Raw genomic sequence first — 26,067 nt, 5'->3', positions numbered from 1 at the left:
CGGCCGGGTACTCCCCCGCAGCCTGACATATCCTCCCACCGTACCCCATCCGGGACTCATCCATCCGGCGGATCCGGGGGACGCGACGGGGACCGGGCGGAGCCGCAACCGAGCCGCAACCGAGCCGCAGGTGCCGGAGTTTCCGGGCCCTTGACACCCCCGACATAGGGTGGTGTGAATGAGGCGAGGCTGCACTTCATACTCGGGCAGAATGAGGAAGATCTGGCCGACGGGGGCACTTTCACCCCCGACCATGCTTCTGAACAGCATCTTTTACGTCGCACTCACTGCAGCACAGCCAAAGCATACTGAGGACAGACATGCCTGTTCACCTGCAGATATAAGCAAAGGTGAGGCTATCTGCCCTAGAGAAAGGATGAACCGATCAGTATCGTTACTGCCATGAGCATCAACGAGAAGTTCCAGGAAGCCGTCAACAAGCAGGTCGTCGCCGAGCACGGCGCGTCCCTCATCTACTCCCAGCTGTCCTACGAGATGGACCGCCTCTCCTTCCTCGGCATGCGCGACTGGTTCCGCGCCCAGGCCGACGAGGAGCGTACCCACGCCGCCAAGTTCGCCGAGCACCTCCTCGACCGCGAGGCCCGCGTGGACCTCACCGACATCGAGCTGCCGTCCCTGAAGATCGCCACCCCGTTGGACGCCTTCGAGGCCGCCCTCGCCCACGAGCAGAAGATCTCCGAGATGATCCGCAACCTCGCCCGCGTCGCGGACGAGACCGGTGACATCGATTCCCGCTCCCTCATCAACTTCTTCCTCGCCGAGCAGATCGAGGAAGAGTCCACCGTCAACGACATCATCGACTGGATCAAGACCGTCGGCAACGACGGCTCCGGCCTGCTGCGCATCGACGCCAAGCTGGGTGGCCGCGCCGAGTAGCAGTCTCCACGGTCACCGGGTAGCCGACGGCTTCCCGGCCACCCGGGCCGACAGCACACCAGTCAGAAGAGCCCCGCACTGATCCGAGGATCGGTGCGGGGCCCTTCTGCGCGTCAGCGGGGAGCTCATGATGTCGGCGACACGCAGTGTCAGGTCGTTCCGACTGAGGTCAGAACGACCTCAGGATGCGTGATGCGGACACTGCCGAGCGTCCGCCGGCGGGTACTACAGCATGCAGGACACGCAGCCCTCGACCTCGGTGCCGGTCAGCGCGGTCTGACGCAGACGGATGTAGTACAGCGTCTTGATGCCCTTACGCCAGGCGTAGATCTGCGCCTTGTTGATGTCACGCGTGGTCGCGTCATCCCGGAAGAACAGCGTCAACGACAGACCCTGATCCACGTACTTCGTCGCCACCGCATAGGTGTCGATGATCTTCTCGTAGCCGATCTCGTAGGCGTCCTCGAAGTACTCGAGATTGTCGTTGTCCATGTGCGGCGCCGGGTAGTAGACCCGCCCGATCTTGCCTTCCTTACGGATCTCGATCTTGCTGGCGATCGGGTGGATCGACGAGGTCGAGTTGTTGATGTAGGAAATCGAGCCGGTCGGCGGCACGGCCTGCAGGTTACGGTTGTACAGGCCGTCAGCCATCACCGCGTCCTTCAACGCGGCCCAGTCCGCGGCATCCGGCACATGGATCGAGGAGTTGGCGAAGATCTCACGCACCCGCTCAGTCGTCGGCGCGAAGGACGCCGGGTCGTACCGGTCGAAGAACTCACCGGTCGCGTACTCCGAGGTCTCGAACGACCCGAACTTGTGGCCACGCTCCCTCGCGATCGCGTTCGACGCCTTGAGACACTCGTACATGACTGCGGCGAAGTAGGCGTTGGTGAAGTCCAGGCCCTCCTGTGAGCCGTAGTGGATGTGCTCGCGACCGAGGAACCCGTGCAGATTCATCTGCCCCAGGCCGATCGCATGAGAGGTGTTGTTGCCCTCACGGATCGACGGCACCGAGTCGATGAAGGTCTGGTCACTCACCGCGGTCAGACCACGGATCGCAGTCTCGATGGTCCGGGAGAAGTCCGGGGAATCCACCGCGGCGGCGATGTTCAGCGAACCGAGGTTGCAGGAGATGTCGTCACCGATCTCGGCGTAGGTCAGATCATCGTTGAACGTGCTCGGGGTGGAGACCTGCAGGATCTCGGAGCACAGGTTCGAGTGGGTGATGCGTCCCTCAATCGGGTTGGCACGGTTCACCGTGTCCTCGAACATGATGTACGGGTAACCGGACTCGAACTGGATCTCGGCGAGGGTCTGGAAGAACTGCCGGGCGTTGATCTTGGACTTGCGGATCCGCGGGTCCTCGACCATCTCCTCGTAATGCTCGGTGACCGACACATCGGCAAACGGCTTGCCGTAGATCCGCTCCACGTCGTACGGGGAGAACAGGTACATGTCGTCGTTGCGCTTGGCCAGCTCGAAGGTGATGTCCGGGATCACCACACCCAGCGACAGGGTCTTGATGCGGATCTTCTCGTCCGCGTTCTCCCGCTTGGTGTCCAGGAACTTCATGATGTCCGGGTGGTGGGCGTGCAGGTACACCGCGCCGGCTCCCTGACGGGCACCGAGCTGGTTGGCGTAGGAGAACGAGTCCTCCAGCAGCTTCATCACCGGGATGACACCCGAGGACTGGTTCTCGATGTGCTTGATCGGCGCGCCGACCTCACGGATATTGCTCAACAGCAGGGCCACGCCGCCACCACGCTTGGACAGCTGCAGGGCGGAGTTGATGGAGCGCCCGATGGACTCCATGTTGTCCTCGATACGCAGCAGGAAGCAGCTCACCGGCTCGCCGCGCTGGGCCTTGCCGATGTTGAGGAAGGTCGGGGTGGCCGGCTGGAACCGGCCGTCGATGATCTCGTCGACGAGATGGGACGCCAGGGCGGGATCCCCGTCGGCCAGGCCGAGGGCGACCATGCACACCCGGTCCTCGTAACGCTCGAGGTAGCGGCGCCCGTCGAAGGTCTTCAGCGTGTAGGACGTGTAGTACTTGAACGCCCCGAGGAAGGTCTGGAAGCGGAACTTCTTGGCGTAGGCCTGCTTGAACAGATCCTTGACGAACTCGTCGTCGTACTTGTCGAGCACTGCCTTGTCGTAGTACTTGTTCTCGACGAGGTACCCGACCTTCTCCTCCAGGTCATGGAAGTAGACCGTGTTCTGGTTGACGTGCTGGAGGAAGTACTGGTTGGCGGCTTCCCGGTCCTTGTCGAACTGGATGTTGCCGTTGCTGTCGTAGAGGTTCAACATCGCGTTGAGCGAGTGGTAGTCCAGCTGTTCCGTCTGGGCCACCGGCTCTGCGACGCTCTTTCCGAGATCCGTGGTCATCATTCCCCGTTCATAGTTCTGTCTGCTCATGTCTACCGGTTATCGGCCGCTGCCGCATGTATTACTGGTCAACTGTCTGGCTCAGGTCACGGTCTGCTCCCACGTCGCGTCCGCCCGGCACGCCGCCTCGAACTCCGCCAGGCCCTCGCGGACCCGGACGACGTCCTCCTCGTTGCCCATCAACTCGAACCGGTAGAGGTACGGGACGTGGCACTTCGCCGCGATGACGTCCCCTGCCTTGCAGAAGTCCGCGCCGAAGTTCAGGTTCCCGCCGGCGATGACGCCACGGATCAGACTCCGGTTGCACTCGTCATTGAGGAACTGGATGACCTGTTTGGGCACCGGACGCGAGAGGTCGCCGGTGATCGACGCCCCTCCCCCGTACGTCGGGCAGATCAGCACATAGGGTTCGTCGACGCGCAGCGGTTCATCGCCACGACGCAGCGGGATGCGTTCAGCCGGCAGGCCGAGCTTCGCCACGAAGCGCTCCGTGTTCCGTGTGGTCGACGAGAAGTAGACGATGAGCATGTCAGTTCCTTTCTGTGTCGGAGAGGTCGGCGCTGGAGTCCACGACACCGAAGCGGGCCGGGACATAACGCAGGAACGCCGGTACGAAGGCCACGGCGATGAGGACGCCGACGATGACGAGGACGCCACCGACCGCCGTCGCCGGTCCGGCGCCGGTCCACGAGCCGATCCAGCCATGGAGCATGTCCGCCAACCGCGGCCCGCCCGCCACCACGATGAGGAAGACCCCCTGGAGGCGCCCACGCATCCGGTCGTCAGCGGCCTCCTGGAGCATGGCGTTGCGCTGTACCGAGGAGAACATGTCCGCGGTGCCACCCACAAGGAAGGAGATCACAGCCACCCAGGCCCACAGTCCGGCCTGCCCGTCAGCGAAGGTCACCGCCAGGCCCATGACGATGATCGCCGCACCCCAGCAGATCACCGAGACGACGATGCCGAGGCCCTGACGCCGGGCCCGGGTCACCGCTCCGGAGAACACGCCGCCGAGGACCGCGCCGGCCGGCATAGCGGCCATGAGCAGGGCATAGAAGAGTCCACCGTCGCCGGACTCACCGAAGTCGACGGTGGAGATCTCGGGGATGAGGGCGCGTGGCATACCGAAGGTCATGGCGATGATGTCCACGAGGAAGCTCATGAGCAGCAGCGGCATGGCCCAGAGATAGACGAAGCCGTCGAGGACGGACCGGAAACCGCCACGGTCGCCCGCGGCGTCCTTCCCGGAATCCTTACCGGAGGACGCCGCGTCCGTCGGCGGCATCGCCGGCAGCTTCAGCACCGCCCAGAGGGTGGAGAGGAGACAGACGGCGTCGATGAGGTACAGCCAGGCGAACCCGGTGACCGGGACGAGCAGTCCGCCGAGGATCGGGCCGAGGATCGCGCCTGCCTGGGTCACTGTCATGTTCAGCGAGGTCGCCGCGCCGATCTTGCCCAGCGGGACGATGCGGGCGATGACCGCGGTGCGGGTCGGCTGGTTGACCGCGAAGAAAGCCTGCTGGACGGCGAAAACGCAGAGCAGCAGCCACACATTGTCCAGGCCGGACGCCGCCTGTGCCCAGAAGGCCACGGCGGTGACGATCATGCCGACGGTGGTGATGCGCAGCAGCTTCGTGCGGTCCATGCGGTCGGAGAGAGCACCACCGTAGAGGCCGAAGATGACCAACGGGACCAGGCCGAAGGCCCCGGCCAGACCGACGTAGGCGGAACTGTCGGTGATGTCGTAGATCTGCAGCGGGACGACGATGATGTTGAGCTGCGCACCGATGACGGTGATGATGTTGGCCGTCCACAGGCGGCGGAAGTGAGGATGCTCGAGCGGGGTCGTGTCAGCGAGCAGGGAGCGGAGCAGTCCGGATGCCGGCAAGGATAGGGCCTCTCACTGAAGTCACGGGGTGGATCGGATGTCGTCGGTGTCCGACAGTTGCGGAAAGCCGCACCATGACGAAAGGAGCAGACGCCGACCGGCGCATGCTCCCTGTGTCTCGGGTGTGACCGGAGGGTCAGGCGGCCTGGGCGGCCATCTCCTTGATCCGCTCCGGGCGGAAGCCTGACCAGTGCTCGCCGGCGGTGACGACCACCGGGGCCTGGAGGTGCCCGAGAGCCATCACGTAGTCACGGGCCTCGTCATCGATGCTGATGTCGATGAGCTCGTAGTCCAGACCGGCCTTGTCGAGGGCGCGCTTGGTGGCGGTGCACTGGACGCAGGAGGGCTTCGTGTAGACGGTGATCATCGTGACAACTCCTAGAAGGTTGAGACTGCGAGGTTGAGACTTCTGCTGACTGCACGGTGCCGTTCGGAGAGGGCAGCCGATGTGATGGTCGGAGACCGTCCGGGAAGTTCCCTGAACAGGTCCCCGCCCGGCCTTGCGATGACGTCGACCCTACACAGCTCAGAGACAGGGCACAACCTCCCTGGCCACGAGATGTTGGGGTAATTACACGCCTTAAATACCATATATAGTGGTACTGATCGGCAAAGGCGCAGGTGGCCAGAGGGGGTCGGCACTACATGTTGGGGCTCAAGAACACTCATGTAATTCCATCACCGTGAGTTGAGCGCCGGGCACCACCCCACACAGATGACAACACCCCCTGCCCGTCACCGTGAGGTGACTGACAGGGGGTGCTGTTCGGCTCGAAGAACCGGCGATCAGCCCTGGCGGGCCTTGAAGCGCGGGTCCTTCTTGTTGATCACGTAGACCTTGCCGTGGCGGCGAACGACCTGGGCGCCCGGCTTGTTCTTCAGCGACCGAAGGGACTTGCGGACCTTCATCGGGCGCTCCTTTCCTCGTCATGGGCCCCGACGCCTGATGACGACCGCGGCTTGATGTAAAACAGACAGACCCGGAAAGAAACCGGGTCATGGCACATCGGAACACTTTAGCCCGATGCGGCCGAGTAACCAAACTCGACCGGCCCCGCTCAGGCGAACTGGACCAGGATCAGCACGACGAACGCGGCGTACCAGACGACCTGCACCACCGTCGGCATGATCCAGCCGCCGGAGAAGGAGTACCGGTCGGCACCGTGGATCCCCGCGGCGTCCCGCTGCCTCTCCCAGACGATGTGCACCAGCGTGATGAGGAACAGCGGCAGTACCACGGCCCACACCACCATGCAGTAGGGACACAGCGCGTCAATCTCGTAGACCGCCTCATAGGCGAGCCAGTGGACGAAGCCGACGGCGAAGACGAGACCGGCGAGGAAGCCGTACCAGAACCACGCCCGGAACTTCGCCCCCGCCAGCAGCGCGACACCGATGGTCAGCACGACACCGAACCCGAAGAGCCCGATGAAAGGGTTCGGGATCCCGAAGGCGGACGCCTGGTCCGACTGCATCACGTCGGTACAGGAGATGACGTCGTTGATCGTGCAGGCCGGAACGAAGTCCGGGTTCTTCATGATCTCGATCTTGTCGTACATGATCAGACCTGACATGTACAGGCCGATCGCCCCGAAGAGCGTCACCACCAGTCCGTAGAGGCGGGAAGCGCCCCAGAATCCGGTGTCCGCACCCTCCGTCACCGGCGCCTGTGCCGCCGGTCCGTCTGTCGTCTCGTGACTCATACTGTCCGATCCTTGCAGAATCTCCCGCCCGGGAGGCAACGGAGCGGGGTTACAACCGCCGCGTCACCCCCGGTTGAGACTGCTTTCACCTACTGCGCATCCTTGGCCAGCGCACGGAGTCCGCGCCCTGCGGTCACAGCGAGGACGCCGGTACCGGCAGCGAGACCGGAGACCCCGAAGGAGAGGACGGAGGTCAGTAGGGAGGAGCGGACGTTGGCGGCCATCAGGGCGGTCTCGCGCTCCGGGGCGTCCATCGGCAGCTCGGCGAAGGGCTTGCCGCCGCTCATGGCCAGGGCGTGCCTGTTGACGATGTCTGCCTGGGCGTAGGCGGTCACCGGGTCACCGACCTTCTTACCGGCGAGTGACTTCACGTCAGGGTGCACGGTGATGTTCTCGGCGAGGAGCTGCTGGCGCACGGCGGCGTAGCCGGCGACACCGGCGGCGATGAAGCCGTAGCCCGCAAGGGAGAGGGTGCGCGCCGAGCGGCGGATGGAACGATTCTTGCTCATGGGAAAGTCCTTTATGTGAAGAGAAGTGAACGCATGCCGTTCTACCACCACCGACCGAGATAGGCGACACGTCAACTACTTTTGAAGACGCCACTTCCGGGCACACTGCATGTGATCCACCACAGTGCAGGCCAGACCACCTGCAGGTTTGCCGATTCCTGCCGGGGTCCTGTAGATTTCAATCCGTTCGCAACGATGTCATTACAGACTGACATGCGTGCGGGGCTATGGCGCAGCTGGTAGCGCACCACACTGGCAGTGTGGGGGTCAGGGGTTCGAGTCCCCTTAGCTCCACAGAACACGCAGAACCCCCGGTCGGAAGAAATTCCGACCGGGGTTCCGTCGTGCGCAGACACCAGCACCTCAGCTGAACAGCGCAGCCCACGCTTCCCGACGCTCCGACTGGGGATCAGCCTCCACCCGGGTACCACCGTCTGAACGGCCGTCGAGCACCAGGACCTCGCGCTGCGCCGCCGAGTAGTGCAGCCACCCTTCCCCCGGCTCCCCGTCCCGGGCGAAGGCCAGCCAGCGGTCCATGATCCGACCGGCGAAGACCACGTCCCGGTCGTCCGCGGACGCTCCCTCTGCCTGCAGCACCGCCGCCACCCGACCGAAGACGAAGGGGATCTCCGCGCCGTGGGCGGCACCCGGACCGCCGAAGCGTGGATCGGCGGAGACATGGTCGAAGCGGTACATCCGGGTCGGCGCGACCGCGGCATGGGCATCGGCGAACACGGTGGACGGGTACCAGAAGACCATGTCGCCGCCGACCTGCGCGGAGACCTGGGGGTCGTCGAATCCGGGATAGGCCGCGACTACGCCGTCTGCTGCGGCGGAGACCCCCATCGTCCGACGCACCGTGTCCGGCAGGACAGGAAGGAGCTCCGCACCACTCTGTTGCGCGCCGACGAGGAAGAGCGCCCCCTCCGAGGCATTCGTCCCGATGACCAGGGGCACCCTCGCCTGACGTCCGGACAGGAAACCGGGCAGCAGCGCCACAGGCAGGGACTCATCGTCCACCGTCGGGCCGTAGATCAGCCGGCCAGGGTCCGTCTTCGCGGTCTCCGCCGTCAGCCGCAGGGACGCCGCGAGCAGCTCGTCGGCGGAACAGTCGACCAGCGCGGCGGCCGCCTCGGCGGGCGTGGCGTCCTCCCCGGCGACGATGCCGGCGAGGCGGCGGGCGTCCTGCGCATGGACCTTCGCCGGGGTACCGGCCACGGCCGGGGATTCGGCGATGACGCGGTGGAACAGCCCCCGGGCCTCCGGCATACACATCAGTGACAGGACCGAGGAACCGCCGGCGGACTCACCGAAAAGGGTGACATTGTCCGCGTCGCCGCCGAAGGCCGCGATATTGTCGCGGACCCACCGCAGTCCGGCTATCTGGTCATGAAGACCGATATTGGACTCGAATACATGTTCCGGGGTGGTCAACGACGACAGGTCGAGGAAGCCCCACGACCCGACCCGGTAGTTCACGGTGACGACGATGACGTCACCACGGGCGGCGAGGTGGCGTCCGTCATAGTTGCGGGACGCACCGACAGTGAACGCGCCGCCGTAGATCCACACCATCACCGGCAGGTCAGTCGCGCCCCCGGCCGGTCGGACGATATTGAGGGTCAGACAGTCCTCGTCGGTGACGCCGTTGTCGCCCACCCCACCATTCGTCTCAGGCTGCGCCGGCTGCATCGGAGACGGACCCCAGGTGGTGGTCTCCAGCGGCTCATCCCGGCATGCGGCCGGCTGCGGGCGCCGGAACCGCAGCTCGCCGACGGGCGGCGTCGCATAGGGGACGCCGTTCCAGGCGGCGGTCGCCCCCCTGACACACACCGGTGACCGGCCCTTCGGCGGTCGGGACGGTCAGATTCCCGTTGTTCACGGACCCGCTCACAGTGCCCTCTCTCCACGCTGACAGTTACCTCACCGAAAGTAGCAGTGACTGAACACGGTTTCAGGCTATTCGCGAGTATCGGCCGGGAGGTCGACGGTGAACGCTGCGCCTGCGCCCTCCCCTCTACCGTCACCGGTGGTGACCGACACCGTGCCGCCGTGCGCCTCCACCACGTCGCAGACGATGGCCAGGCCCAGTCCGCTGCCGCCGACGTCCCGGGCACGCCCCTCGTCCAGGCGGGTGAAGCGGTCGAAGATCCGCTCCCGGTCCTCCGGTGGCACACCTGCGCCGTCATCGGCGACAGTCAACAGCACCCTCTCCCCCAGCTCCGTCGACTCACCGCGCACCCGGAGCTCGACGCGTCCTTCCGCATGCCGGGAGGCATTGTCGACGAGGTTACGGACCACCCGGGCCAGCAGCCGGTCATTGCCCTCGACCCGGCCCGGCCCGACGCCGGAGGTGTCGACCTCCACGGCGGTCGACCTCTCACCTGGACGCCCGCCCGTACGACGCAGCCGGTCAGCCTCCCGCAGGACCAGATCGTCCAGGTCCACGGGCGCCGTGGGAGGACGCTGCCCCTCGTCGAGCCGGGCGAGCAGCAGCAGCCCCTCGACGAGGTCCTGCATCCGCTCCCCTTCCGCGATCACGACCTCCCCGAGTTCCCCGGTGGGCACCGTCTCGGGGTGGGCGACGGCAAGCTCGGCGTACTGACGCATCGTCGCCAGGGGCGAGCGGAGCTCATGGGAGGCGTCACTGACGAAGCGGCGCTGCACCGCCTGGGACTGTTCGAGTCGGCCGAGCATCCGGTTCATCGTCGCGGCCAGGGCACCGAGTTCATCATCACCGGCATCCACCCGCCGGGACAGATCCGAGGCCTCGATACTGTCGACCTGCCGGCGCAGCCGCTCCACCGGACGCAGGGCGCGCCCGGTGACGACCCACACCACGAGGCCTACGAGCAGCACCATCAGCGGCACCGTCACGACCAGCAGCGTCGTCGTCGCCGAGACGGTGTCATCGACATGCTCCATCGGGCGTGCGACGGCCAGCGTCCCGGCGTCCGTGTCCTCCGTCGCGGCAAGCCAGGACTCGTCGTCGACGGTGACCGTCGTGGCGTCCTCCCCGTCGGTGCCGGCGAGTTCTGCCGCGTCCTCATCGTTGACGACCTCCGTGCCGCCCCTGGTCTGCAACCGGACAAGCAGGTCATCGTCGATCCCGGCCACCACCGCCGCTGCCCGGTCCGGGGACGCCTCCAGCTGCGACTCCAGGGAGTCCAGGTCCTGGTACACGGATTCGGCGACCGAGTCGGTGAGTACCCGGCCGAGCACCGGCACCGCGATCACCGCGGCCACGATGAGGATGACGGCGACGAAGAGCGTCGCCCCGGCGGTGACGCGGGCCCGGATCGAGCGGACCGGACGTAGGCCCCGGAGAAGCCTGCCCATGTCAGCCCCCGTTCCGGTCGAGCCGGTAGCCCGCGCCGCGAACGGTCCCGATCGCCGCACGACCGAAGGGCCGGTCGACCTTGGCCCGCAGGTGGCCGATGTAGACCTCGACGATGTTGGCGTCCCCGTCGAAGGACCCGCCCCAGACATTGGCGAGCACCTCCTGTTTGGTGACGACCTCGCCGGAGTGGCGCAGCAGAAAGTCGAGCACGGCGAGCTCCCGGGCGGTCAACGGGATCTCGTCATCGCCACGGTAGGCCTGCCGGGCCGCCGGATCGAGCCGAAGATCACCGGCAGAGAGGATCTCAGGGCGTCCCCGGGAGCCGCGACGGACCATCGCCCGCAGTCGGGCGACGAGGACCGGGTAGGAGAAGGGTTTGGTCAACCAGTCGTCGCCACCGGTGTCGAGCCCCTCGACCTCGTCCCACTCCCCGTCCTTAGCGGTGAGGAAAAGCACCGGGGTCCAGTTGCCGTCCTCACGCAACGCCTCGCAGACGCGGTAGCCGTTCATGCCGGGCATCATGATGTCGAGGACGATGGCGTCGTAGTCGGCGTCAGACGCCATGTCCAGACCGGTGACCCCGTCGTTGGCGACATCGACGACCATGCCCTCCGCCTCCAGACCACGCCGGACACCGGCGGCGAGCCGCACCTCATCATCCACCACCAGTATCCGCATGGAGGTTATTCTCCCACGGTCCAGCTGAAGTCCAGCTGAAGTCCCGCTGAACCGACCCGCAACACCCATCCCTACCCACATCGATGTGGCTGGACCTGGCTATTTGTCGGAAGGTGTCGGAGTGTTGTACGTTATCCCTCGTTCGCATCGCGGTCTTCACGGACCACCACGCGTGCGGGGCTATGGCGCAGCTGGTAGCGCACCACACTGGCAGTGTGGGGGTCAGGGGTTCGAGTCCCCTTAGCTCCACCATTGACGACGTACCCGGACCCCCGACATGCACCAGCGTGTCGGGGGTCAGTGCGTTGACGGCCAGGCTGCTCCCTCGGAACTCTGCGGCGGAGTACAGTCACGCCGGTGTCGTCATCCTCCGGCTGCGCACCTCGGACGGAACGATCAGCGCCAGCGACGCGATGACAGCGACGGCGATCATGACAACACCACCGGCATAGGCATCTACGACGCGCCCGGACAGCGTCGATGCGCCGGCTGCGACGTAGGTCAGGACCGCGACGCCGAGCGTGGAGCCGAGTTGGTGGGCTGTGTTCACGAGGCCGGATGCTGCGCCGGCGTCCCCGGGACGGGCTCCCGCGACTCCGGCGGAGGTGATCGGCCCGAAACCGAGGCCCTGGCCGAGGCCGAGGAGGACAAGGGGACCGACAGCACCGGCCACGAACGACGTGTCGGGGGTGATCCGGCTGATCCAGGCCATCCCGACGAGGACGAGGATGAGTCCGCCGAGGAGAAGAACAGAATTGCCCCACCTGCGCGTGAGCCGTGGGACCAGCAGGGACGAGCAGAACTGGACCAGGCTCATGGGCAGGAACCCGAGGCCGGCCTGAAGGGGTGTCCAACCGTAGACACCCTGGAAGTACTGGGTGGTGAAGAAGTAGAACGCAATCATCGTGCCCGCGAACAGCAGACGGGCGATCGCCGCTCCGGAACGCCCGGCACTGGCGAACAGCCGCAGCGGCAGGATCGGCTGCCTCGCTCGCCACTCGTTGAGCATGAACAGTGCCAGGACCGACGCCCCGATGGTCATCGGCCAGATCGCGAACGGGTCTCCCCACCCGCTTTCCCCGGCATTGATGATGCCGTAGACCAGTGCACCCATGCCGAGTACGGAGGTGGCGGCACCAATGAGGTCGAAGCGGCCCCGTTCGGTCTCGAAGGACGGCAGGAAACGCAGCGCGAGGATGACCATGACGACGGCGACGGGCACGTTGATGAAGAACCCTGCCCGCCAGGAGACCCATGAGGCGAGCGCTCCGCCGACGACGAGGCCGAGACTGGCGCCGAGACCGGCGGTGGTTCCGTAGGCCGCCGTGGCACGGGTGCGCTCGTGGCCGGCAGGGAACAGGGCGGTGATGAGAGCCAGCGAGGACGGAGCGACGATTGCCGCACCGATGCCCTGGAAGGCCCGGGCAGTGACGATCCAGGCGGCGTTCTGCGCCACGCCGACGAGAAACGACGCCAGACCGAAGAGTGCGAGCCCGACGATGAAGACCCGGCGTCGACCGAGGAGATCGCCCAGTCGCGCACCGAGAAGAAGAAGCCCGCCGAACACGAGCGTGTAGGCGTTCTGCGCCCACGCCAGCCCGGTCGGTGACAGTCCGAGGCCAGCCCGGATCTGCGGCAGTCCGGTGAAGATGATCGAGTTGTCCAGCACGACCATGAAGTAGGAGACCAGCACGATCGCCAGGATCATGCCGGTGCGTACCCCACGTGTCGTCAGGGGTTCGACGGGGGAAAGAGAGGAAGCCATGCCACCACTTGACGCCGTCGGCCCGGGGACGGGGAAGTTCCGTTCCGTCCATGTACTGGCGGTACACCCCGACAGCAGGAGAACGCGCTTACCGTTGACACCATGGACCAGCACACCGATGTGGGAAAGTTCCTCCGCAGCCGACGTGACAGGATAGCGCCCGAGCAGGTGGGCCTCATCGGCGGCGGTCGCCGCCGGGTGCCCGGGCTGCGCCGGGAAGAGGTCGCGATCCTGGCCCACATCAGCGTGGAATACTACGCGAAGATGGAACGCGGCGACCTGCGCGGCGTGGCCCCGGTCATCCTGGACCAGGTGGCCATGGCGCTGCAGCTGGACGATGCCGAGACCGATCATCTGCACGACCTGGCCCGCGCCGCCGACCCCCACCCGCCCAGACCACGCAAAGCCAGCTCCGAGGGACCGGTACGACCGAGCCTGCAGCGTTTCCTCGACGCCGTCACCGGCGCGCCGGTCTGGGTGCGCGACCGGCGCATGAACGTTATCGCGACCAACCAGCTCGGCCGGGCACTGTACCGCCCTCTCCTGGAGGACGCCGACGGTCGCGGGAACACCGCACGGTTCATGTTCCTGAGCCCTGCGGCACGGAGCTTCTTCCCCGACTGGGAGCAGGGCGCCGACGACATCGTCGCCACGATGCGCACCTACGCCGGGCAGAACCCCCGCGACACGGCGCTCACCAATGTCATCGGTGAACTGGTCACCCGATCCGATGCCTTCCGGCAGCGATGGAGCACGCACGATGTGCGGCACCATCGCACCGGCATCAAACGCATCAACCATCCCGACGTCGGTGATCTCGAACTGGTCTACGAGGCGATGCACCTGCCCGCGAATCCCGAGTGGTTCATGTTCGGCTACACCGCCGGGCCCGGCAGCCCGACCGAGGAGCGTCTCACGCTCCTGGGCAGCCTCAGCGCCACCGCGGCGCCCCCGGCGACCGAGCAGGGCGCACCTCCCGCAGACCCGCCGCGTCACCCGGACGGCACGGTACCTGACGGCAGCGCGATGCTGCCCACGACAAGAAAGAGAAGATCATGAACATCACCCTGAACAACAGTGTGGAGATGCCGGCCCTCGGATTCGGCGTCTTCCAGACCCCGCCCGAGCAGACCGTTGACTCCGTCGTCGAGGCACTGCGGGTGGGCTACCGGCTCATCGACACCGCCGCCGCCTACTCCAACGAGCGCGAGGTCGGTGAGGGCATCCGCCGCTCCGGCCTGGACCGCAGTGAGGTGTTCGTTGAAACGAAAATCTGGATCAGCGACTACGGCTACGACGAGACACTGCACGCCTTCGAGAAATCCGCGGGCAAGCTAGGTGTCGAGACGATCGATCTACTCCTGCTGCACCAGGCGGTGCCCACCGACTTCGACCACACGATCCATGCCTACCGGGCCCTGGAGACTCTCCTGGCCGATGGCCGGGTCCGCGCGATCGGCGTCTCGAACTTCATGGCCGAGCACCTCGACGCGCTGCGGGAACACACCGAGATCGTGCCGGCGGTGAACCAGATCGAGGTGCACCCGTACTTCACGCAGCAGGCGGTGCAGGAAGCCAACCGCGCCCAGGGCACGGTGACGCAGGCGTGGTCGCCGATGGGCGGTATCACCGCCTACCGCGGCAGCGGCACGAGCACCTTCGAGGACACGACGATCGGCGAGATCGCGACCGCGCACGGCAGGACACCCGCCCAGGTGATGCTGCGCTGGCACCTGCAGCAGGGGCGGTCGGCGATTCCGAAGTCCGTGAACCCGGCGCGGATCGCCGCGAACGCCGATGTCTTCGGATTCGAGCTGACGGGCGAGGAGCTGGCCCGCATCGACGCCCTGGACACCGGGGTGCGCGGCGGTCCGGAGCCGGAGGACGTCACCCGCGAGGCGTTCTGGCGCGACATTCCCGAGGCCTGAGCGGGTCCACGGTGCGCGTCGCGCGGGTCGCCGGCGCTACGACGTCCAGAACTGCACGCGACTGAAGAACAACAGTCATCCGGCAGAAACCTCGACAGTCTCGACAGTAAGGAACCCCGTCCCATGAACACCATCTCTGACCACGCCCGCCGCACCGCAGTGATCACCGGCGCATCTTCCGGCATCGGCGCGGCGACCGCGCGCGCCCTGCATGGCGCCGGGTACCGGGTCGCGCTGCTCGCCCGCCGCGCCGATCGTATCGACTCTCTCGCTGACGAGCTCGGCGACGGCGCGACCGCGATCATAGCGGACGTCACCGACCGGGACTCTCTCGTTGCCGCGGCGCAGCGGGTGAAGGACGAACTCGGTGGCACCGACGTGCTCGTCAACAATGCCGGGGTCATGCTCCTCGGCCCCTTCTCCCCGGAACGTCGTGAAGACTACCGGACGATGGTCGAGGCGAATCTGCTCGGTGCGATCACCACGACCGAGGTCTTCCTCGACCAGCTCAGGGACGGCGGCGGCGATCTGGTGAACATTTCCTCGGTCGCCGGGCGTAACGCCCGCCCCACGAATGGCGTCTACGCCGCCACCAAGTGGGGCATCAACGGCTGGTCGGAGTCGCTGCGCCAGGAGCTCCTGCCGGATGTGCGCGTCACCCTCATCGAACCCGGCGTCGTGGACACCGAGTTGCCCAGCCACATCACCGACAATGCCACGCGGGAGACGGTGCAGAAGATGTACGACGTCGCCCGGGTAACCCCCGGGGAGATCGCCGAGGTCATCGCCTTCATCCTCTCCCGACCCCGGCACCTGGCCATCAACGAGGTGCTCCTGCGTCCTGCTGACCAGCTCGGCTGACGAGTCCGGCTGACCCGTCCGGCCGATATCCGGGTGCCCGGTGACGTCAGATCAGTCGTCCAGGTCGGCGCGCAGGACGTCACCGGAGGACGCGTCGATGACGATGTCCCATTCCTGGGTGCCGTCGATGACGGTCGCCTCCCAGACGACGGTCCCGCCGTCCCGGTCAAGGTCAAGGGAGTGGAGGGTGCCGGACTTCTCGGCGAGAGCGGCGTCGACCGCCTCGGCGGCGGTGACTGACGGGGCTTCGCGCTGCTCGGCGTCCAGATCTGTCGACCGCTCGCCGGCGATCTCACCGGTCGCTGCGTCCACCGTCACCTCCACGCCCTGACCGTCGACGACGAGGGTGATCTCCCAGGCACGGCTGTCCTCCTCATCGACCTCCACGGCATAGGAGCCCGGCTTAGCGTCCAGCGCGGCCTCGAGAGCGCTGGCCGCGTCCACCGCGGAGGTCCGGGCATCGGTGTGGTCTGAACTGCCGCTGCCGTCGGATCGTGAGGTGGTCGTGGCAGCGGTGGATTCCGTCCCCGAGGTGTCGGCGGGGGCTTCCCGGGTCACGGTGACGGTCGAGTCAGCGTCGTCGGAATCGTCACCGCAGGCGGCGAGAACACCGACGCCGAGGAGGGATGCGGTCAACGCTGCGAGGGTGGTGCGGGTGTATCGGCTGTTCATCGGACTACCTCCGGTGGTCTGGGGGGGGGTGAATGCTGTTGTCCGTCATGCTACGGACGCCCTGCTGAACGCCACCTGAAGACGCCACCCCCGACTGCTACCCCACCGCGTCAGGTACCCGGTCCGCGAGCAGAGACGGGTCGTCGCAGCTGCAGGCGGAGACCGACGGCCCCTTTCCCCGAAGCGGGAAAGGGGCCGTCGAACTGCGAGCCTGAGGCGACGTCGGTCAGCCGACGACGTCCGGGACCCAGTCAGCCATCTGGGTCTGGGTGTCCATCTCCGGGTCCTTCTGGAGCTGGAATTTCTCATCGTTGACGTACAGGGATGGAGTGCCCGAATCCTCGCCTTCCTTGTCCTGCAGCCGTTCCATGTTGGATTCCAGCACCGACTGGTAGGTGTCCCGGACCGACTCATCACGGATTGCGGAGACAGTGTCGGCATCCACACCGAGGTTCTCCGCAGCGTCTGCGAAATCATCGAAGCTGTAGCCGGAGATGTCCGTGCGGTTCATGAAGGCCCAGTCGTGGAACGCCCAGAACGCTTCGGCGTTGCCGGAGTCCGCGATGGCCATGGCCACTGCGCCCGCGACGGTCGAATGTCCGCCCTCGCCGCCGTCCAGGAAGTTCACCGTGTTGTAGCGCATGGTGATCTTGCCGTCGTTGAGGGCGGCCTTCAGGGACTCGTGGTCAGCAGTGACCAGGTCAGAACAGAAGTGGCAGCTGTAGTCCTCGTAGAGGTCTGCGACCGGTGCATCATCTGCGACAGCGTCGGAGGCGAGCACGATGTTGCCGTCTTCGACACCGACGGAGAAGTTGACGTTCTCAGCCGGGGCGAGCCCCTCATTGCTGGACTTGCTGTCGCGGCCCTGGATGACCACCACGGCGATGACGACGACGGCGATCACGACGATCGCCACGAGTCCCCAGAGGAAGCCGTTGCTCTTCTCGTTCGGGGCCTTGATCTTCTGGCTCACCTGAATCCTGCTCTTTCTTCGAATGCATGTGCCCGGTCAGCACTGCTGTACCAGCGTCCACCCTATCCCCCGGGACACGTCAACCACCAGACATGCGGGTCCTGTGAGCACAGTTGACAGGAAACCGTCAGCGGCAACCCACCCTCGGGGAGACCTCGCCCGCGCCATTCCCCTCGAAAGGGTGTGAAAAGGAATGGAACTGAACCATACTTCAGGGATGACCTTCTCCACCCTGACTGTCGAGACCACCGACACCCACACGCTCGTCCGCCTCAACCGCCCCGAGGTCCGCAACGCCGTCGACCAGGCCATGGTCGATGACCTGCACGCCGTCTGTGACGAGCTGGAAGACGATCCCCGCGTCCTCGTCATCACCGGTTGTGGGGTCGAGGGACGCAACAGTCCCAAGGGAATCTTCGCTTCCGGCGCGGACATCACCCAGCTGCGCGATCGGCGCCGGGCGGACGCACTGGCCGGCATCAGCTCCCGGATCTTCGACCGCATCGCCACGCTCGCCATGCCGGTCATCGCCGCCGTCGACGACCTCGCCCAGGCCATCCTTTTCAAGTCCGAGGCGAAGTTCGACCGTATGCAGGCTTTCATCGACCGAAAGAAGAAGTAGAACATGACTGACACGCCCCTCCCCACCGGTCTCCCCGCACACGTCGGCGTCCTCGGTGGCGGACGCATGGGTGCCGGGATCGCCCACGCTTTCCTCGTCTCCGGGTCCGAGGTGACGGTCGTCGAGGCGAACCCCGACGCCGCCGACGCCGCCCGGGACCGCGTCCTCGACCAGGTGCAGGCCTCCGCCGACCGCGGCAAGCTCGCCGATTCGGTCGAGGACGCCGCCTCCCGCCTGACCGTCACCTCCGATGTCGCGGACTTCGCCGGATGCAGCCTGGTCATCGAGGCCGTGCCCGAGGACATGGGCATCAAGACCGCCGCACTGGAGAGCGTTGCCGAGGTCGTCGGCACGGACGCCTGGCTGGGGACGAACACGTCTTCCCTCTCCGTCGACGAGCTCGCCCAGGCTGTCGGTGAGGTCACCGGTCACCCGGAGCGGATCTGCGGTCTGCACTTCTTCAACCCGGTGCCCGCATCGAAACTCATCGAGGTCATCATCGCGGACGCCTCCGCCGGGGAACTGCGTGAGCTGGCCCCGCAGTGGGTCACCGCACTGGGCAAGACCCCGGTCGTGGTGAAGAACCGGCCCGGGTTCGCGTCCTCCCGCCTGGGACTCGCCCTCGGACTCGAGGCGATGCGCATGGTCGAGGAGGGTGTCGCCTCCGCCGAGGACATCGACAACGCGATGACGCTGGGCTACAAGCACCCGGTGGGCCCGCTCGCGCTCACAGACATCGTCGGGCTGGACGTCCGCCTCGGTATCGCCGAATACCTCTCGGAGGAGCTGGGTGACCGCTTCACCCCGCCGCAGATCCTGCGCGACAAGGTCGCCGTCGGGGAGCTGGGCCGCAAGTCCGGCAAGGGCTTCTACGACTACAACTGACGGCCGGGCGGAGTGAGCAGTCCCGGCATCCGCCGGGCGACCACCGGGGTCAGCCGCGGCACGAGCGCGAGCACCGTCGCGGTGGTGACCACGAGTCCCAGTGCCAGCCCGGACAGCGCGTCGTGGACGTAATGCACGCCTGAGGCGACCCTGCTGAACGCTTCCACCGCCGCCAGCACGCCGGACCGGGCCGACGAGCCGCCGCGCCTTACCGAGTCCGACAGGGGACGCCGACGGGACCGTGGTCACGGTGGAGACGACTGTGCCGCCGGGAGGGACGGGTGGTCCGTACTGAAGCGACCCGTGTGTGAACCCGTGGCGGGACAGGCCAGGCGGCGTCCCCCGATGAGACGAACCGACCTCCGCAGGCAGCTCAGTCGACTGTCCGGTCACGTCCGGCGAGAAGACCCGCCACCACCAGGCATCCGGACAGCACGAGCAGGACGGCCATCGGCGGCGTCCACGATCCGGTCGCATCGTGCAGGGCACCGACGGCGACCGGCCCCACCGCCGCGAGGATGTAGCCGAGGCTCTGTGCCATACCGGACAGGGATGCCGCGGTCCGGTGTGACCGGGCGCGCATCCCGAACAGCGACAGGGCGAAGACTATCGAAGATCCGCCGCCGATACCGGCGACACACGCCCACACCACCGTGGCACCCGGCGCGAGCATGATCCCCAGGTTCGCTACCACCAGGACCAGCGCGATGCATGCACCGAGCACCTGCTGGTTGCGCAGCCGGGCCAGCAGTGCCGAGCAACCGAGACTGCCGCCGATGCCGAAGATGCTGAACAGCACGAGGTGCAGGCCGGCAGTGGTGTCGCTGATGCCGGCGTCCTGTTCGATCGAGGGAAGCCAGGTGATGAGCACGTAGTAGTTGGTGGACTGCAGGCCCATGAACGCGGCGACCTGCCAGGCCAGCAGGGAGCGCCACAGCGGAGGACCGGGATGGACAGTGTGGCCGGTGTCCGTCGGCACGAGGCCAGGAGCGTCCGTGGCCTCCTCCGTCGTCTCTCCAGCCTCCCGCCACATCAGCGGCAGCAGGACGCCGACCGCGATCAGGGCCATCCCAGCCCACATGGCGGCCGGGAGCCGCCAACCCAGCCCGGTGAGTCCGGCGACCGGCACCGCGACACCGGAGGCCACGGCGGCGAATCCGGACTGCACCGCGGAATAGGCGCCGGTGACCTGGCCGATCTTCGTCGGGAAGTCGCGCTTCACCCAGGAGGGCAGCACCACGTTGAGCACCGCGATCGCCACACCGATGAGCAGCGTGCCGACCCACAGCAGCACGGTCGGCGGGGTGGAGCGGACAACGAGTCCGACGGCGAGGACACCCAGTGCCGCGGCGATGGTGCGCTCCAGGCCCAGTCGGAGTGCGACCCGCGGCACGAACGGGGATACCACGGCGAACGCCAACAGCGGAAGGCTGACCAGGAAGGACGCAGCGGAGGACGAGAGTCCCAGGTCGTCACGGATGTTGCTGAGGACCGGACCGACAGTGGTGAGGGCGGCGCGGAGGTTCCCGGCGACGAGCAGGATGCCGGCGATGATCAGGGTGGTGGGCGCATGGCGGCGGAGAGTCGGAACCGTCGTGTCGGCAGTCACGACAGGGCCTCCACCAGTGCGATGAGGTGGTCGGCGGCAGCGGCGGCGGCACCCGGGTCGTGGGCAGCGACCTCGGTGACGACCGCCTCATGGGCCGCGGTCATCTCGGCGGTCTCCCGGGACATCCCGACGTTGTGCAGGGCGAGTTCGTTTCCACCGACTCCCCGGTAGAGCTCGGCGAGCAGAGCATTGCCCGAGGCCGCCATGAGCATGCGGTGGAAGTCGATGTCGGCGGCGGTGAAGGCATCCTCGTCCCCGTCGGCGAGAGTGTCAGAGCGGACGGCCAGAGCAGATCGCAGCGCGTCGATCTGCTCTGGGGTCGCACGCAGTGCCGCGAGCCGGGCGCCCTCACGTTCCAGGATCGCACGGACTTCGGCGACGTCCTGCTCCCGGTCGCGGTCGATGTGCCGGGCGAGCGTGGGAGCGAGATCGCTGGTGTCCGTGACATAGGTGCCGTAGCCGGCGCGGGAGGCGAGCATCCCGGCGTGGACGAGTGCGCGGACGGCCTCACGGACACTGTTGCGGCTCACGCCGGTCTCTTCGGCGAGGTCCTTCTCGGTCGGGATGAGGGACCCGACGGGGAACTCCCCGGCGGCGATCCGGTCACGGAGCTGGTCAGCGACCTGTTCCGACCTGGTCTGTACTGGTTCGATCCTGGGCATGGCCGCCATCCTACGTGATAGTGCCAAATATCCTACATTTGAGTCCGCCACTGCGGATCAGGCGACGCCCAGCGCTACCGCGACCACGAGGAACCACAGCGGCGTGACCACGAGGAAGACCCGCTCGGCGAGACCGGGCCAGCGGCGACGGAGCTTCGGAAGGATCAGGGCGGCGAAAAAGACGTAGAAGACGTAGAAACTGACGCGCACCGCCCACCGCATCGCCTCCTGCAGGCCCGCCGGCAGCACCGGGGTGAGATCGCGGCGCACGAGGTGGAGGTGGAGGAAGAGACTGAAGCGGATGACGATCAGACAGGCCGCGAGAACAGCGGCGACGGTGACGAGGACAGTGTCTGTGGTGTCTGTGGTGTCTGTGGTGTCTGTGGTGGACGCCGTACGTGATCCCGACATGCCCCCGGCACAGCTCATGGGCGTCGTGCAGTCGACGGTGCTCGGCCTGCCGACTGCGGCGGGCCCGGCGACATCCACGACATCACCCGCAACCCCGCTCCCCACAACCCCCGTACCGCTACAGTGGCACGCACCACAACTTTCGTCCCGACAAGGAGACCATCCCGGTGTCACGATCCGCACAGTCCTCACTCACCCCGTTGCGCTTCCTCGACCGCTCTGCCCAGGTGCACCCCGGTAAGACCGCCTGCATCGACGGCCCCCGCCGCATCACCTTCGCCGCGATGAGGACGGACGCCGTGAAACTGGCCCGGGCCCTGCGACGCCGCGGGCTGCGCCCCGGCGAACGGGTCGGCATGCTGGCATCCAACAGTTACGAGGCCCTGCTCGCCCAGTTCGCCGTCCCGCTGGCCGGCGGCGTCCTGGTGGCGATCAACACGCGTCTGGCCCCCGCCGAGGTCCGCTACATCTGCGACCACTCCGACATCCGCATCCTCTTCGGTGAGCAGGACCTCATCCTCGCCTCGCGTCGCACCCTCGGATCCGCCGGACTGGTCGACACCTTCGTGCTCATCCACAACGCCGACGGATCCCAGCCACAGCCGAAGCACCCGGACGCCGGCACCGTGACCACCTGGGACGAGTTCCTCGATGAGGGTGTCCATCATGAGGAGGACGCGGACGACGACACGACCTTCCCCTTCACCGTCGATGACGAGGACGCCGCCATCGCCATCAACTACACCTCCGGCACCACGGGGCGACCCAAGGGCGTGGTCTACACCCACCGCGGCGCCTACCTCAACGCCCTCGGCGAGGTCACCACCCAGGACTTCACCCGCGACACGGTCTACCTGTGGACCCTGCCGATGTTCCACTGCTCCGGCTGGTGCACGGGCTGGGCGGCCATGGCGGTCTCCGCCACCCAGGTCGCGCTGCGTGCTGTGCGGGGACCCGAGATGTGGGACCTCATCGACACCGAGGGCGTAACCGCCATGTGCGGCGCCCCGGCGGTACTCTCCACACTCGTCGGCGCAGATGAAGCACACCCGGCCGAGGGCCTGTCCGTCGTCACCGCAGGTGCCCCGCCGAGCCCGACGATCATCGAGGCCTGCGAGAACCTCGGCATTGTCGTCACCCACGTCTACGGACTCACCGAGAGCTACGGCCCCTACACCGTCTGTGAGCCCCAGCCGGACTGGGCCGACCTGCCCGTCGCCGGTCGGGCGAAACTCAAGGCCCGCCAGGGCGTCCCGATGATCACCAACGCGGACGCCCGCGTCGTCGAGATGGTCCCCACCGGCGCCCCGCCGGACACCGTCCTCGTCGACGTCCCCGCTGACGGAGTGACGATGGGCGAGATCGTGCTCGGCGGCAACGGCGTGATGAAGGAGTACTTCCACAATCCGGACGCCACCGCCGAGGCCTTCGTCGGTGGCTGGTTCCACTCCGGTGACCTCGCCGTGAAACACCCGGACGGTTACATCCAGATCCTCGACCGGGCCAAGGACGTCGTCATCTCCGGTGGTGAGAACATCTCCACCATCGAGGTCGAGCAGGCCGTGATAAGCCACCCCGCCGTCGACGATGTCGCGGTGATCGGCGTCCCCGACGAGAAGTGGGGTGAGCGACTGCGCGCCTATGTCGTCCTCACCCCGGGCACCGACGCCACCGGGGACGCCGCGGCACACGTGGAGCAGTCCGTCATCGACCACTGCCGGGGCCAGATCGCCGGCTACAAGGTGCCCCGCGACTACCGCGTCCTCGACGAACTCCCCCGCACCTCCACCGGCAAAGTACGCAAGAACGCACTGCGCGACGACGCCTGGGCCGAGCACGAGGACGAACACGGACAGCGCGTGAACTGACCGGCCCCATCCTGTGTCGGCGGGGTGAACCGAACCTGTGAGTGGTCACCCCCGCCGGTGCCGCCTCACCGGAGACTCTGCAGCGCACTGGTAATTGTGGGAGATATGTCCCTGACCGAAACTCCCGGCGGCACCACTGAGGCTGCCCCCCGGACCTCTCCACGGTCCTCCCGTCGTCCCCGTGCGGCGCTCTGGGTGGTTCTGCTCGTCCTCGCGCTGGTCGTCCTCAAGCGGGACACCAACCCCTTCATCTTCGGGGAGCGGGGACTCAATCTCTTCCGCCTCTCACCGGACTTCATGGTCTACTACACCGCCGGTGAGCACCTGAACAACGGACAGGGGGTGTACGACGGCGGACTGTGGGGCTTCCTGCCGTTCACCTACCCGCCGTTCGCCGCCGCGGTCTTCCGGATCCTGCCGCTGTTCCCACCGGCGAACGCGGCGATCCTCTGGGCGATGGCCTGTGCCGGGTGCCTCGTCGCAGTCACCATCGGCGTCCTCGTGCAGCGTGGCTGGCGACCGGATGCGGGCACCGCCGCCCTCGGCGTCCTCGCAGCGTGCGGGGCGATGTCGCTGGCGCCGGTCCGGGAGAGCTTCTTCTACGGGCAGATCAACCTGGTCCTCATGCTGCTGGTCTCACTGGACTTCCTGCGACGCCGGGACCGCTTCAGCGGCATCGGGGTCGGCCTCGCCGCAGGGCTGAAACTCACACCCGCGATCTTCATCGGGGTGATGCTGCTGCAACGTCGCTTCCGGGATGCCGCGGTCGCCACCGGAACCTTCCTCGCCACCGTGGTCATCGGCCTGGTCATGGTGCCGGACGCCACGAAGTTCTGGACCTCCGCCCTGTTCGACGACTCCCGCATCGGCGCCCTCGACAACCCCGGCGCCCAGTCGCTGAAGTCGACGGCGGTGCGCTGGATCGGCCACGAGGGCACCGGAGCGACCCTGCTGTGGCTGGTGCTGGTGGTGGTCATCCTCGCTGCGGCGGCGCTGGCGGTCATCGCCGCCTCCCGACGCGGCAACGACGCACTGGTCATGGCACTGGGCGGGATCACCGCCTGCCTCATCTCCCCGTTCTCCTGGCACCACCACTGGGTCTGGCTGGTGCCGCTGGCGCTCTGCCTGGTCGATCTAGCGGTCCGGACCGCAGAGAAGACCGCCGCGCGTGCCGGTGTCGGGGGATGGTGGGTGCCCCAGGCCGGCGTCCTTGTCGGAGCGGCGGTCGTGGCGCTGGTCATGCTGCCGTACGTCAGCACGACCTTCTACTTCAACCTCACCTACTGGGTCATGCAGGAGAAGGGCGCCTGGGGCGCGACCTGGTACACGTGGCAGGGAGCGCTGGTCGTCCTCATCGCCGGGGTGGTGTCGCTGTGGCTGCTGCGCCGCGACAGCCGTGACGGTCAGGCCATGTGGCCGCGGAGGAAGCCCTCACCGCGGGAGAAGCTGCCGGTCGCGGAGTAGCTGTTGGTGTGCAGCCAGGTTCCGGGCAGGACGCCGATGAGCGTCTCGAAGGCGAGGGACTGACGCTGGTCACCCGGGATGGCGGTCAGCCCCTGGTAGCCTCCGCGGGCCGAAACACCGAGGAAGGCCTCCCGGTTCGCGCGGACGTCACCGGTCCAGGTGTCGGAGTCACAGGTGAAGTCACCGCGGTCACAGACGTCCATGATCCGGTCACTCACCGAGCCGTAGGCGCCGGAGAGGTCGCCGAGGATGCCGGTGCCGGGGGTTGCCGTGCCACCCTGGGCGGTCGTCCTGCCCCGGTAGGGGTTGGCCTGGAAGACCCCGGAGCCGAAACGCTCCGGGGAGACCGGGCCGTTGCCCTGACCGATCTCGGCGGCGACATGGGCCGCAGCGTCCGCCCCGAGGGAGTAGCCGTAGAGGCTGATCTTCGCACCGGGGCACTCTGCGGCGGTGCGTCGGACCAGGTCCCGGGTCTGGTTGGTGGCGTCCGCGGCGGCGTCGAGGTAGTCACGGGCGACAAAGGCGCCGGAGTTGTAGGAGACCGTGCGGCTGGTGGAGCGGCCGATCTGGTCGACCCGCGCCCCCATGTCCGCGGTGTATCCGCCGACCGGGAGGTTCTCCGGGATGCCCTCCACGGAGTTACCGCCGCCGGGGACGATGATGACGATGCTCGGCTCGCACCGCGGGAGGACCGGGGTGGCGACCGGTCCGAGGGAGACACTGGATGCCCCGGCGGCGGGGGCGGTCAGCAGGCTGACACCGGCTGCGAGGACGGTAGCGGTCGCGGCGGCCACGGTCGCACGACGACGGTTCGGGAAAAGGCGCATAGGTGATGAATCTATGGGGTGAGGGGACCCTCCACAACTGGAACCGGTTGTCTGCAGGGGTGATTTCGGCGACACTTTCCCTCCCCCGCCACATAGTCGCTGGCCAGGGTTTTCATCAAC

The 26,067-nt window shown here is 67.0% G+C and carries 26 protein-coding genes and 2 tRNA genes; 10 read left to right on the top strand and 18 right to left on the bottom strand.

Features of this window, described 5'->3' with window-relative positions; all coding sequences use genetic code 11:
• The first annotated feature begins 402 nt into the window (after positions 1–402).
• Positions 403–897, top strand: coding sequence for a ferritin (locus tag ACZ9GM_RS01075; RefSeq protein ID WP_014009261.1), 495 nt, complete (start codon positions 403–405; stop codon positions 895–897).
• A gap of 225 nt (positions 898–1,122) precedes the next feature.
• Here ACZ9GM_RS01075 and nrdE read toward each other — a convergent pair whose 3' ends face one another.
• The 7 genes from nrdE to ACZ9GM_RS01040 all read right to left on the bottom strand — a co-directional run bounded on the left by nrdE (position 1,123) and on the right by ACZ9GM_RS01040 (position 7,382).
• On the bottom strand, positions 1,123–3,282 hold the full coding sequence (gene nrdE, locus ACZ9GM_RS01070) for a class 1b ribonucleoside-diphosphate reductase subunit alpha (protein WP_476038297.1): 2,160 nt from the start codon (positions 3,280–3,282) through the stop codon (positions 1,123–1,125).
• Positions 3,283–3,363: 81 nt separating this feature from the next.
• Positions 3,364–3,810 (bottom strand): class Ib ribonucleoside-diphosphate reductase assembly flavoprotein NrdI, encoded by a 447-nt coding sequence (gene nrdI / locus ACZ9GM_RS01065; protein ID WP_291473548.1) that lies wholly within the window; start codon positions 3,808–3,810, stop codon positions 3,364–3,366.
• Between the two features lies 1 nt (position 3,811).
• The gene (locus tag ACZ9GM_RS01060) at positions 3,812–5,170 is read right to left on the bottom strand and encodes an MFS transporter (protein WP_476037048.1); all 1,359 of its coding nucleotides are present in this window, start codon (positions 5,168–5,170) and stop codon (positions 3,812–3,814) included.
• A gap of 136 nt (positions 5,171–5,306) precedes the next feature.
• Positions 5,307–5,537 carry a glutaredoxin-like protein NrdH gene (gene nrdH / locus ACZ9GM_RS01055; protein WP_014009257.1) on the bottom strand — a complete coding sequence of 77 codons (231 nt, stop codon included), beginning with the start codon at positions 5,535–5,537 and terminating at the stop codon, positions 5,307–5,309.
• A 419-nt stretch (positions 5,538–5,956) separates the two neighbouring features.
• A complete protein-coding gene (gene ykgO / locus ACZ9GM_RS01050) occupies positions 5,957–6,079 on the bottom strand; it encodes a type B 50S ribosomal protein L36 (protein ID WP_005288826.1) in 123 nt (40 codons plus the stop codon).
• 149 nt (positions 6,080–6,228) lie between these two features.
• Entirely contained in the window at positions 6,229–6,873 is a 645-nt protein-coding gene (locus tag ACZ9GM_RS01045; RefSeq protein ID WP_291473550.1) for a vitamin K epoxide reductase family protein, read from the bottom strand.
• 89 nt (positions 6,874–6,962) lie between these two features.
• Positions 6,963–7,382: a hypothetical protein gene (locus ACZ9GM_RS01040; RefSeq protein WP_476037047.1), complete on the bottom strand. Its 420-nt coding sequence runs from the start codon at positions 7,380–7,382 to the stop codon at positions 6,963–6,965.
• Positions 7,383–7,603: 221 nt separating this feature from the next.
• On the opposite strand from ACZ9GM_RS01040, the gene ACZ9GM_RS01035 reads away from it, so the two are divergent.
• Positions 7,604–7,676 (top strand) — tRNA-Ala (locus ACZ9GM_RS01035).
• A 69-nt stretch (positions 7,677–7,745) separates the two neighbouring features.
• On the opposite strand, the gene ACZ9GM_RS01030 is transcribed toward ACZ9GM_RS01035, so the two are convergent.
• The 3 genes from ACZ9GM_RS01030 to ACZ9GM_RS01020 form a co-directional block, all read right to left on the bottom strand.
• Positions 7,746–9,215 carry a carboxylesterase/lipase family protein gene (locus ACZ9GM_RS01030; RefSeq protein ID WP_476037046.1) on the bottom strand — a complete coding sequence of 490 codons (1,470 nt, stop codon included), beginning with the start codon at positions 9,213–9,215 and terminating at the stop codon, positions 7,746–7,748.
• A gap of 126 nt (positions 9,216–9,341) precedes the next feature.
• Positions 9,342–10,721, bottom strand: coding sequence for a sensor histidine kinase (locus ACZ9GM_RS01025; RefSeq protein ID WP_476037045.1), 1,380 nt, complete (start codon positions 10,719–10,721; stop codon positions 9,342–9,344).
• Between the two features lies 1 nt (position 10,722).
• Positions 10,723–11,400, bottom strand: a complete 678-nt coding sequence (locus ACZ9GM_RS01020) for a response regulator transcription factor (protein ID WP_291473554.1) — start codon at positions 11,398–11,400, stop codon at positions 10,723–10,725.
• Between the two features lie 176 nt (positions 11,401–11,576).
• Between ACZ9GM_RS01020 and ACZ9GM_RS01015 the strand changes: the two genes are divergently transcribed.
• Positions 11,577–11,652: transfer RNA gene (locus ACZ9GM_RS01015), tRNA-Ala, on the top strand.
• Positions 11,653–11,749: 97 nt separating this feature from the next.
• On the opposite strand, the gene ACZ9GM_RS01010 is transcribed toward ACZ9GM_RS01015, so the two are convergent.
• Positions 11,750–13,165 carry an MFS transporter gene (locus tag ACZ9GM_RS01010; protein ID WP_476037044.1) on the bottom strand — a complete coding sequence of 472 codons (1,416 nt, stop codon included), beginning with the start codon at positions 13,163–13,165 and terminating at the stop codon, positions 11,750–11,752.
• Between the two features lie 102 nt (positions 13,166–13,267).
• On the opposite strand from ACZ9GM_RS01010, the gene ACZ9GM_RS01005 reads away from it, so the two are divergent.
• The 3 genes from ACZ9GM_RS01005 (at position 13,268) to ACZ9GM_RS00995 (ending at position 15,954) form a co-directional block, all read left to right on the top strand.
• Positions 13,268–14,224: a helix-turn-helix transcriptional regulator gene (locus tag ACZ9GM_RS01005; RefSeq protein WP_476037043.1), complete on the top strand. Its 957-nt coding sequence runs from the start codon at positions 13,268–13,270 to the stop codon at positions 14,222–14,224.
• Complete coding sequence (locus ACZ9GM_RS01000) at positions 14,221–15,093, top strand: aldo/keto reductase (RefSeq protein WP_476037042.1); 873 nt, start codon at positions 14,221–14,223, stop codon at positions 15,091–15,093. Before ACZ9GM_RS01005 ends, ACZ9GM_RS01000 begins: the two co-directional genes overlap by 4 nt.
• Before the next feature lie 123 nt (positions 15,094–15,216).
• Entirely contained in the window at positions 15,217–15,954 is a 738-nt protein-coding gene (locus ACZ9GM_RS00995; protein ID WP_476037041.1) for an SDR family oxidoreductase, read from the top strand.
• A 51-nt stretch (positions 15,955–16,005) separates the two neighbouring features.
• On the opposite strand, the gene ACZ9GM_RS00990 is transcribed toward ACZ9GM_RS00995, so the two are convergent.
• Positions 16,006–16,626 carry a PepSY domain-containing protein gene (locus tag ACZ9GM_RS00990; RefSeq protein WP_476037040.1) on the bottom strand — a complete coding sequence of 207 codons (621 nt, stop codon included), beginning with the start codon at positions 16,624–16,626 and terminating at the stop codon, positions 16,006–16,008.
• Between the two features lie 226 nt (positions 16,627–16,852).
• A complete protein-coding gene (locus ACZ9GM_RS00985; protein WP_291473560.1) occupies positions 16,853–17,599 on the bottom strand; it encodes a DsbA family protein in 747 nt (248 codons plus the stop codon).
• Positions 17,600–17,816: 217 nt separating this feature from the next.
• On the opposite strand from ACZ9GM_RS00985, the gene ACZ9GM_RS00980 reads away from it, so the two are divergent.
• Both ACZ9GM_RS00980 and ACZ9GM_RS00975 read left to right on the top strand, forming a co-directional pair.
• Positions 17,817–18,221 carry an enoyl-CoA hydratase/isomerase family protein gene (locus ACZ9GM_RS00980; protein ID WP_476037039.1) on the top strand — a complete coding sequence of 135 codons (405 nt, stop codon included), beginning with the start codon at positions 17,817–17,819 and terminating at the stop codon, positions 18,219–18,221.
• Positions 18,222–18,224: 3 nt separating this feature from the next.
• Positions 18,225–19,106, top strand: coding sequence for a 3-hydroxyacyl-CoA dehydrogenase family protein (locus ACZ9GM_RS00975; protein ID WP_476037038.1), 882 nt, complete (start codon positions 18,225–18,227; stop codon positions 19,104–19,106).
• On the opposite strand, the gene ACZ9GM_RS00970 is transcribed toward ACZ9GM_RS00975, so the two are convergent.
• The 4 genes from ACZ9GM_RS00970 to ACZ9GM_RS00955 form a co-directional block, all read right to left on the bottom strand.
• On the bottom strand, positions 19,097–19,243 hold the full coding sequence (locus tag ACZ9GM_RS00970) for a hypothetical protein (RefSeq protein ID WP_291473563.1): 147 nt from the start codon (positions 19,241–19,243) through the stop codon (positions 19,097–19,099). The two genes, ACZ9GM_RS00975 and ACZ9GM_RS00970, sit on opposite strands and share 10 nt — an antisense overlap.
• Positions 19,244–19,479: 236 nt before the next feature.
• Positions 19,480–20,715 carry a CynX/NimT family MFS transporter gene (locus ACZ9GM_RS00965; RefSeq protein WP_476037037.1) on the bottom strand — a complete coding sequence of 412 codons (1,236 nt, stop codon included), beginning with the start codon at positions 20,713–20,715 and terminating at the stop codon, positions 19,480–19,482.
• Positions 20,712–21,377, bottom strand: a complete 666-nt coding sequence (locus ACZ9GM_RS00960; RefSeq protein WP_476037036.1) for a FadR/GntR family transcriptional regulator — start codon at positions 21,375–21,377, stop codon at positions 20,712–20,714. Before ACZ9GM_RS00960 ends, ACZ9GM_RS00965 begins: the two co-directional genes overlap by 4 nt.
• Positions 21,378–21,434: 57 nt before the next feature.
• Positions 21,435–21,788 (bottom strand): hypothetical protein, encoded by a 354-nt coding sequence (locus tag ACZ9GM_RS00955; protein WP_476037035.1) that lies wholly within the window; start codon positions 21,786–21,788, stop codon positions 21,435–21,437.
• A 167-nt stretch (positions 21,789–21,955) separates the two neighbouring features.
• On the opposite strand from ACZ9GM_RS00955, the gene ACZ9GM_RS00950 reads away from it, so the two are divergent.
• Complete coding sequence (locus ACZ9GM_RS00950; protein WP_476037034.1) at positions 21,956–23,656, top strand: AMP-binding protein; 1,701 nt, start codon at positions 21,956–21,958, stop codon at positions 23,654–23,656.
• Positions 23,657–23,761: 105 nt separating this feature from the next.
• Complete coding sequence (locus ACZ9GM_RS00945; protein ID WP_476037033.1) at positions 23,762–25,120, top strand: glycosyltransferase 87 family protein; 1,359 nt, start codon at positions 23,762–23,764, stop codon at positions 25,118–25,120.
• On the opposite strand, the gene ACZ9GM_RS00940 is transcribed toward ACZ9GM_RS00945, so the two are convergent.
• Entirely contained in the window at positions 25,060–25,947 is an 888-nt protein-coding gene (locus tag ACZ9GM_RS00940) for a cutinase family protein (protein ID WP_476037032.1), read from the bottom strand. The genes ACZ9GM_RS00945 and ACZ9GM_RS00940 overlap by 61 nt on opposite strands.
• Between the last annotated feature and the right edge of the window lie 120 nt (positions 25,948–26,067).

Source organism: Corynebacterium sp. UD i78 (genome assembly GCF_056280545.1).
This window is presented reverse-complemented; position numbering and strand designations above follow the sequence as displayed.

Bases quoted from the DNA above. Each gene is read 5' to 3' on its own strand.
- ACZ9GM_RS01075 (WP_014009261.1), top strand. From the start codon at position 403: ATGAGCATCAACGAGAAGTTCCAGGAAGCCGTCAACAAGCAGGTCGTC.
- nrdE (WP_476038297.1), bottom strand. From the start codon at position 3,282: ATGACCACGGATCTCGGAAAGAGCGTCGCAGAGCCGGTGGCCCAGACG.
- nrdI (WP_291473548.1), bottom strand. From the start codon at position 3,810: ATGCTCATCGTCTACTTCTCGTCGACCACACGGAACACGGAGCGCTTC.
- nrdH (WP_014009257.1), bottom strand. From the start codon at position 5,537: ATGATCACCGTCTACACGAAGCCCTCCTGCGTCCAGTGCACCGCCACC.
- ykgO (WP_005288826.1), bottom strand. From the start codon at position 6,079: ATGAAGGTCCGCAAGTCCCTTCGGTCGCTGAAGAACAAGCCGGGCGCC.
- ACZ9GM_RS01045 (WP_291473550.1), bottom strand. From the start codon at position 6,873: ATGAGTCACGAGACGACAGACGGACCGGCGGCACAGGCGCCGGTGACG.
- ACZ9GM_RS01040 (WP_476037047.1), bottom strand. From the start codon at position 7,382: ATGAGCAAGAATCGTTCCATCCGCCGCTCGGCGCGCACCCTCTCCCTT.
- ACZ9GM_RS01025 (WP_476037045.1), bottom strand. From the start codon at position 10,721: ATGGGCAGGCTTCTCCGGGGCCTACGTCCGGTCCGCTCGATCCGGGCC.
- ACZ9GM_RS01020 (WP_291473554.1), bottom strand. From the start codon at position 11,400: ATGCGGATACTGGTGGTGGATGATGAGGTGCGGCTCGCCGCCGGTGTC.
- ACZ9GM_RS01010 (WP_476037044.1), bottom strand. From the start codon at position 13,165: ATGGCTTCCTCTCTTTCCCCCGTCGAACCCCTGACGACACGTGGGGTA.
- ACZ9GM_RS01005 (WP_476037043.1), top strand. From the start codon at position 13,268: ATGGACCAGCACACCGATGTGGGAAAGTTCCTCCGCAGCCGACGTGAC.
- ACZ9GM_RS01000 (WP_476037042.1), top strand. From the start codon at position 14,221: ATGAACATCACCCTGAACAACAGTGTGGAGATGCCGGCCCTCGGATTC.
- ACZ9GM_RS00995 (WP_476037041.1), top strand. From the start codon at position 15,217: ATGAACACCATCTCTGACCACGCCCGCCGCACCGCAGTGATCACCGGC.
- ACZ9GM_RS00990 (WP_476037040.1), bottom strand. From the start codon at position 16,626: ATGAACAGCCGATACACCCGCACCACCCTCGCAGCGTTGACCGCATCC.
- ACZ9GM_RS00980 (WP_476037039.1), top strand. From the start codon at position 17,817: ATGACCTTCTCCACCCTGACTGTCGAGACCACCGACACCCACACGCTC.
- ACZ9GM_RS00975 (WP_476037038.1), top strand. From the start codon at position 18,225: ATGACTGACACGCCCCTCCCCACCGGTCTCCCCGCACACGTCGGCGTC.
- ACZ9GM_RS00960 (WP_476037036.1), bottom strand. From the start codon at position 21,377: ATGCCCAGGATCGAACCAGTACAGACCAGGTCGGAACAGGTCGCTGAC.
- ACZ9GM_RS00955 (WP_476037035.1), bottom strand. From the start codon at position 21,788: ATGTCGGGATCACGTACGGCGTCCACCACAGACACCACAGACACCACA.
- ACZ9GM_RS00945 (WP_476037033.1), top strand. From the start codon at position 23,762: ATGTCCCTGACCGAAACTCCCGGCGGCACCACTGAGGCTGCCCCCCGG.
- ACZ9GM_RS00940 (WP_476037032.1), bottom strand. From the start codon at position 25,947: ATGCGCCTTTTCCCGAACCGTCGTCGTGCGACCGTGGCCGCCGCGACC.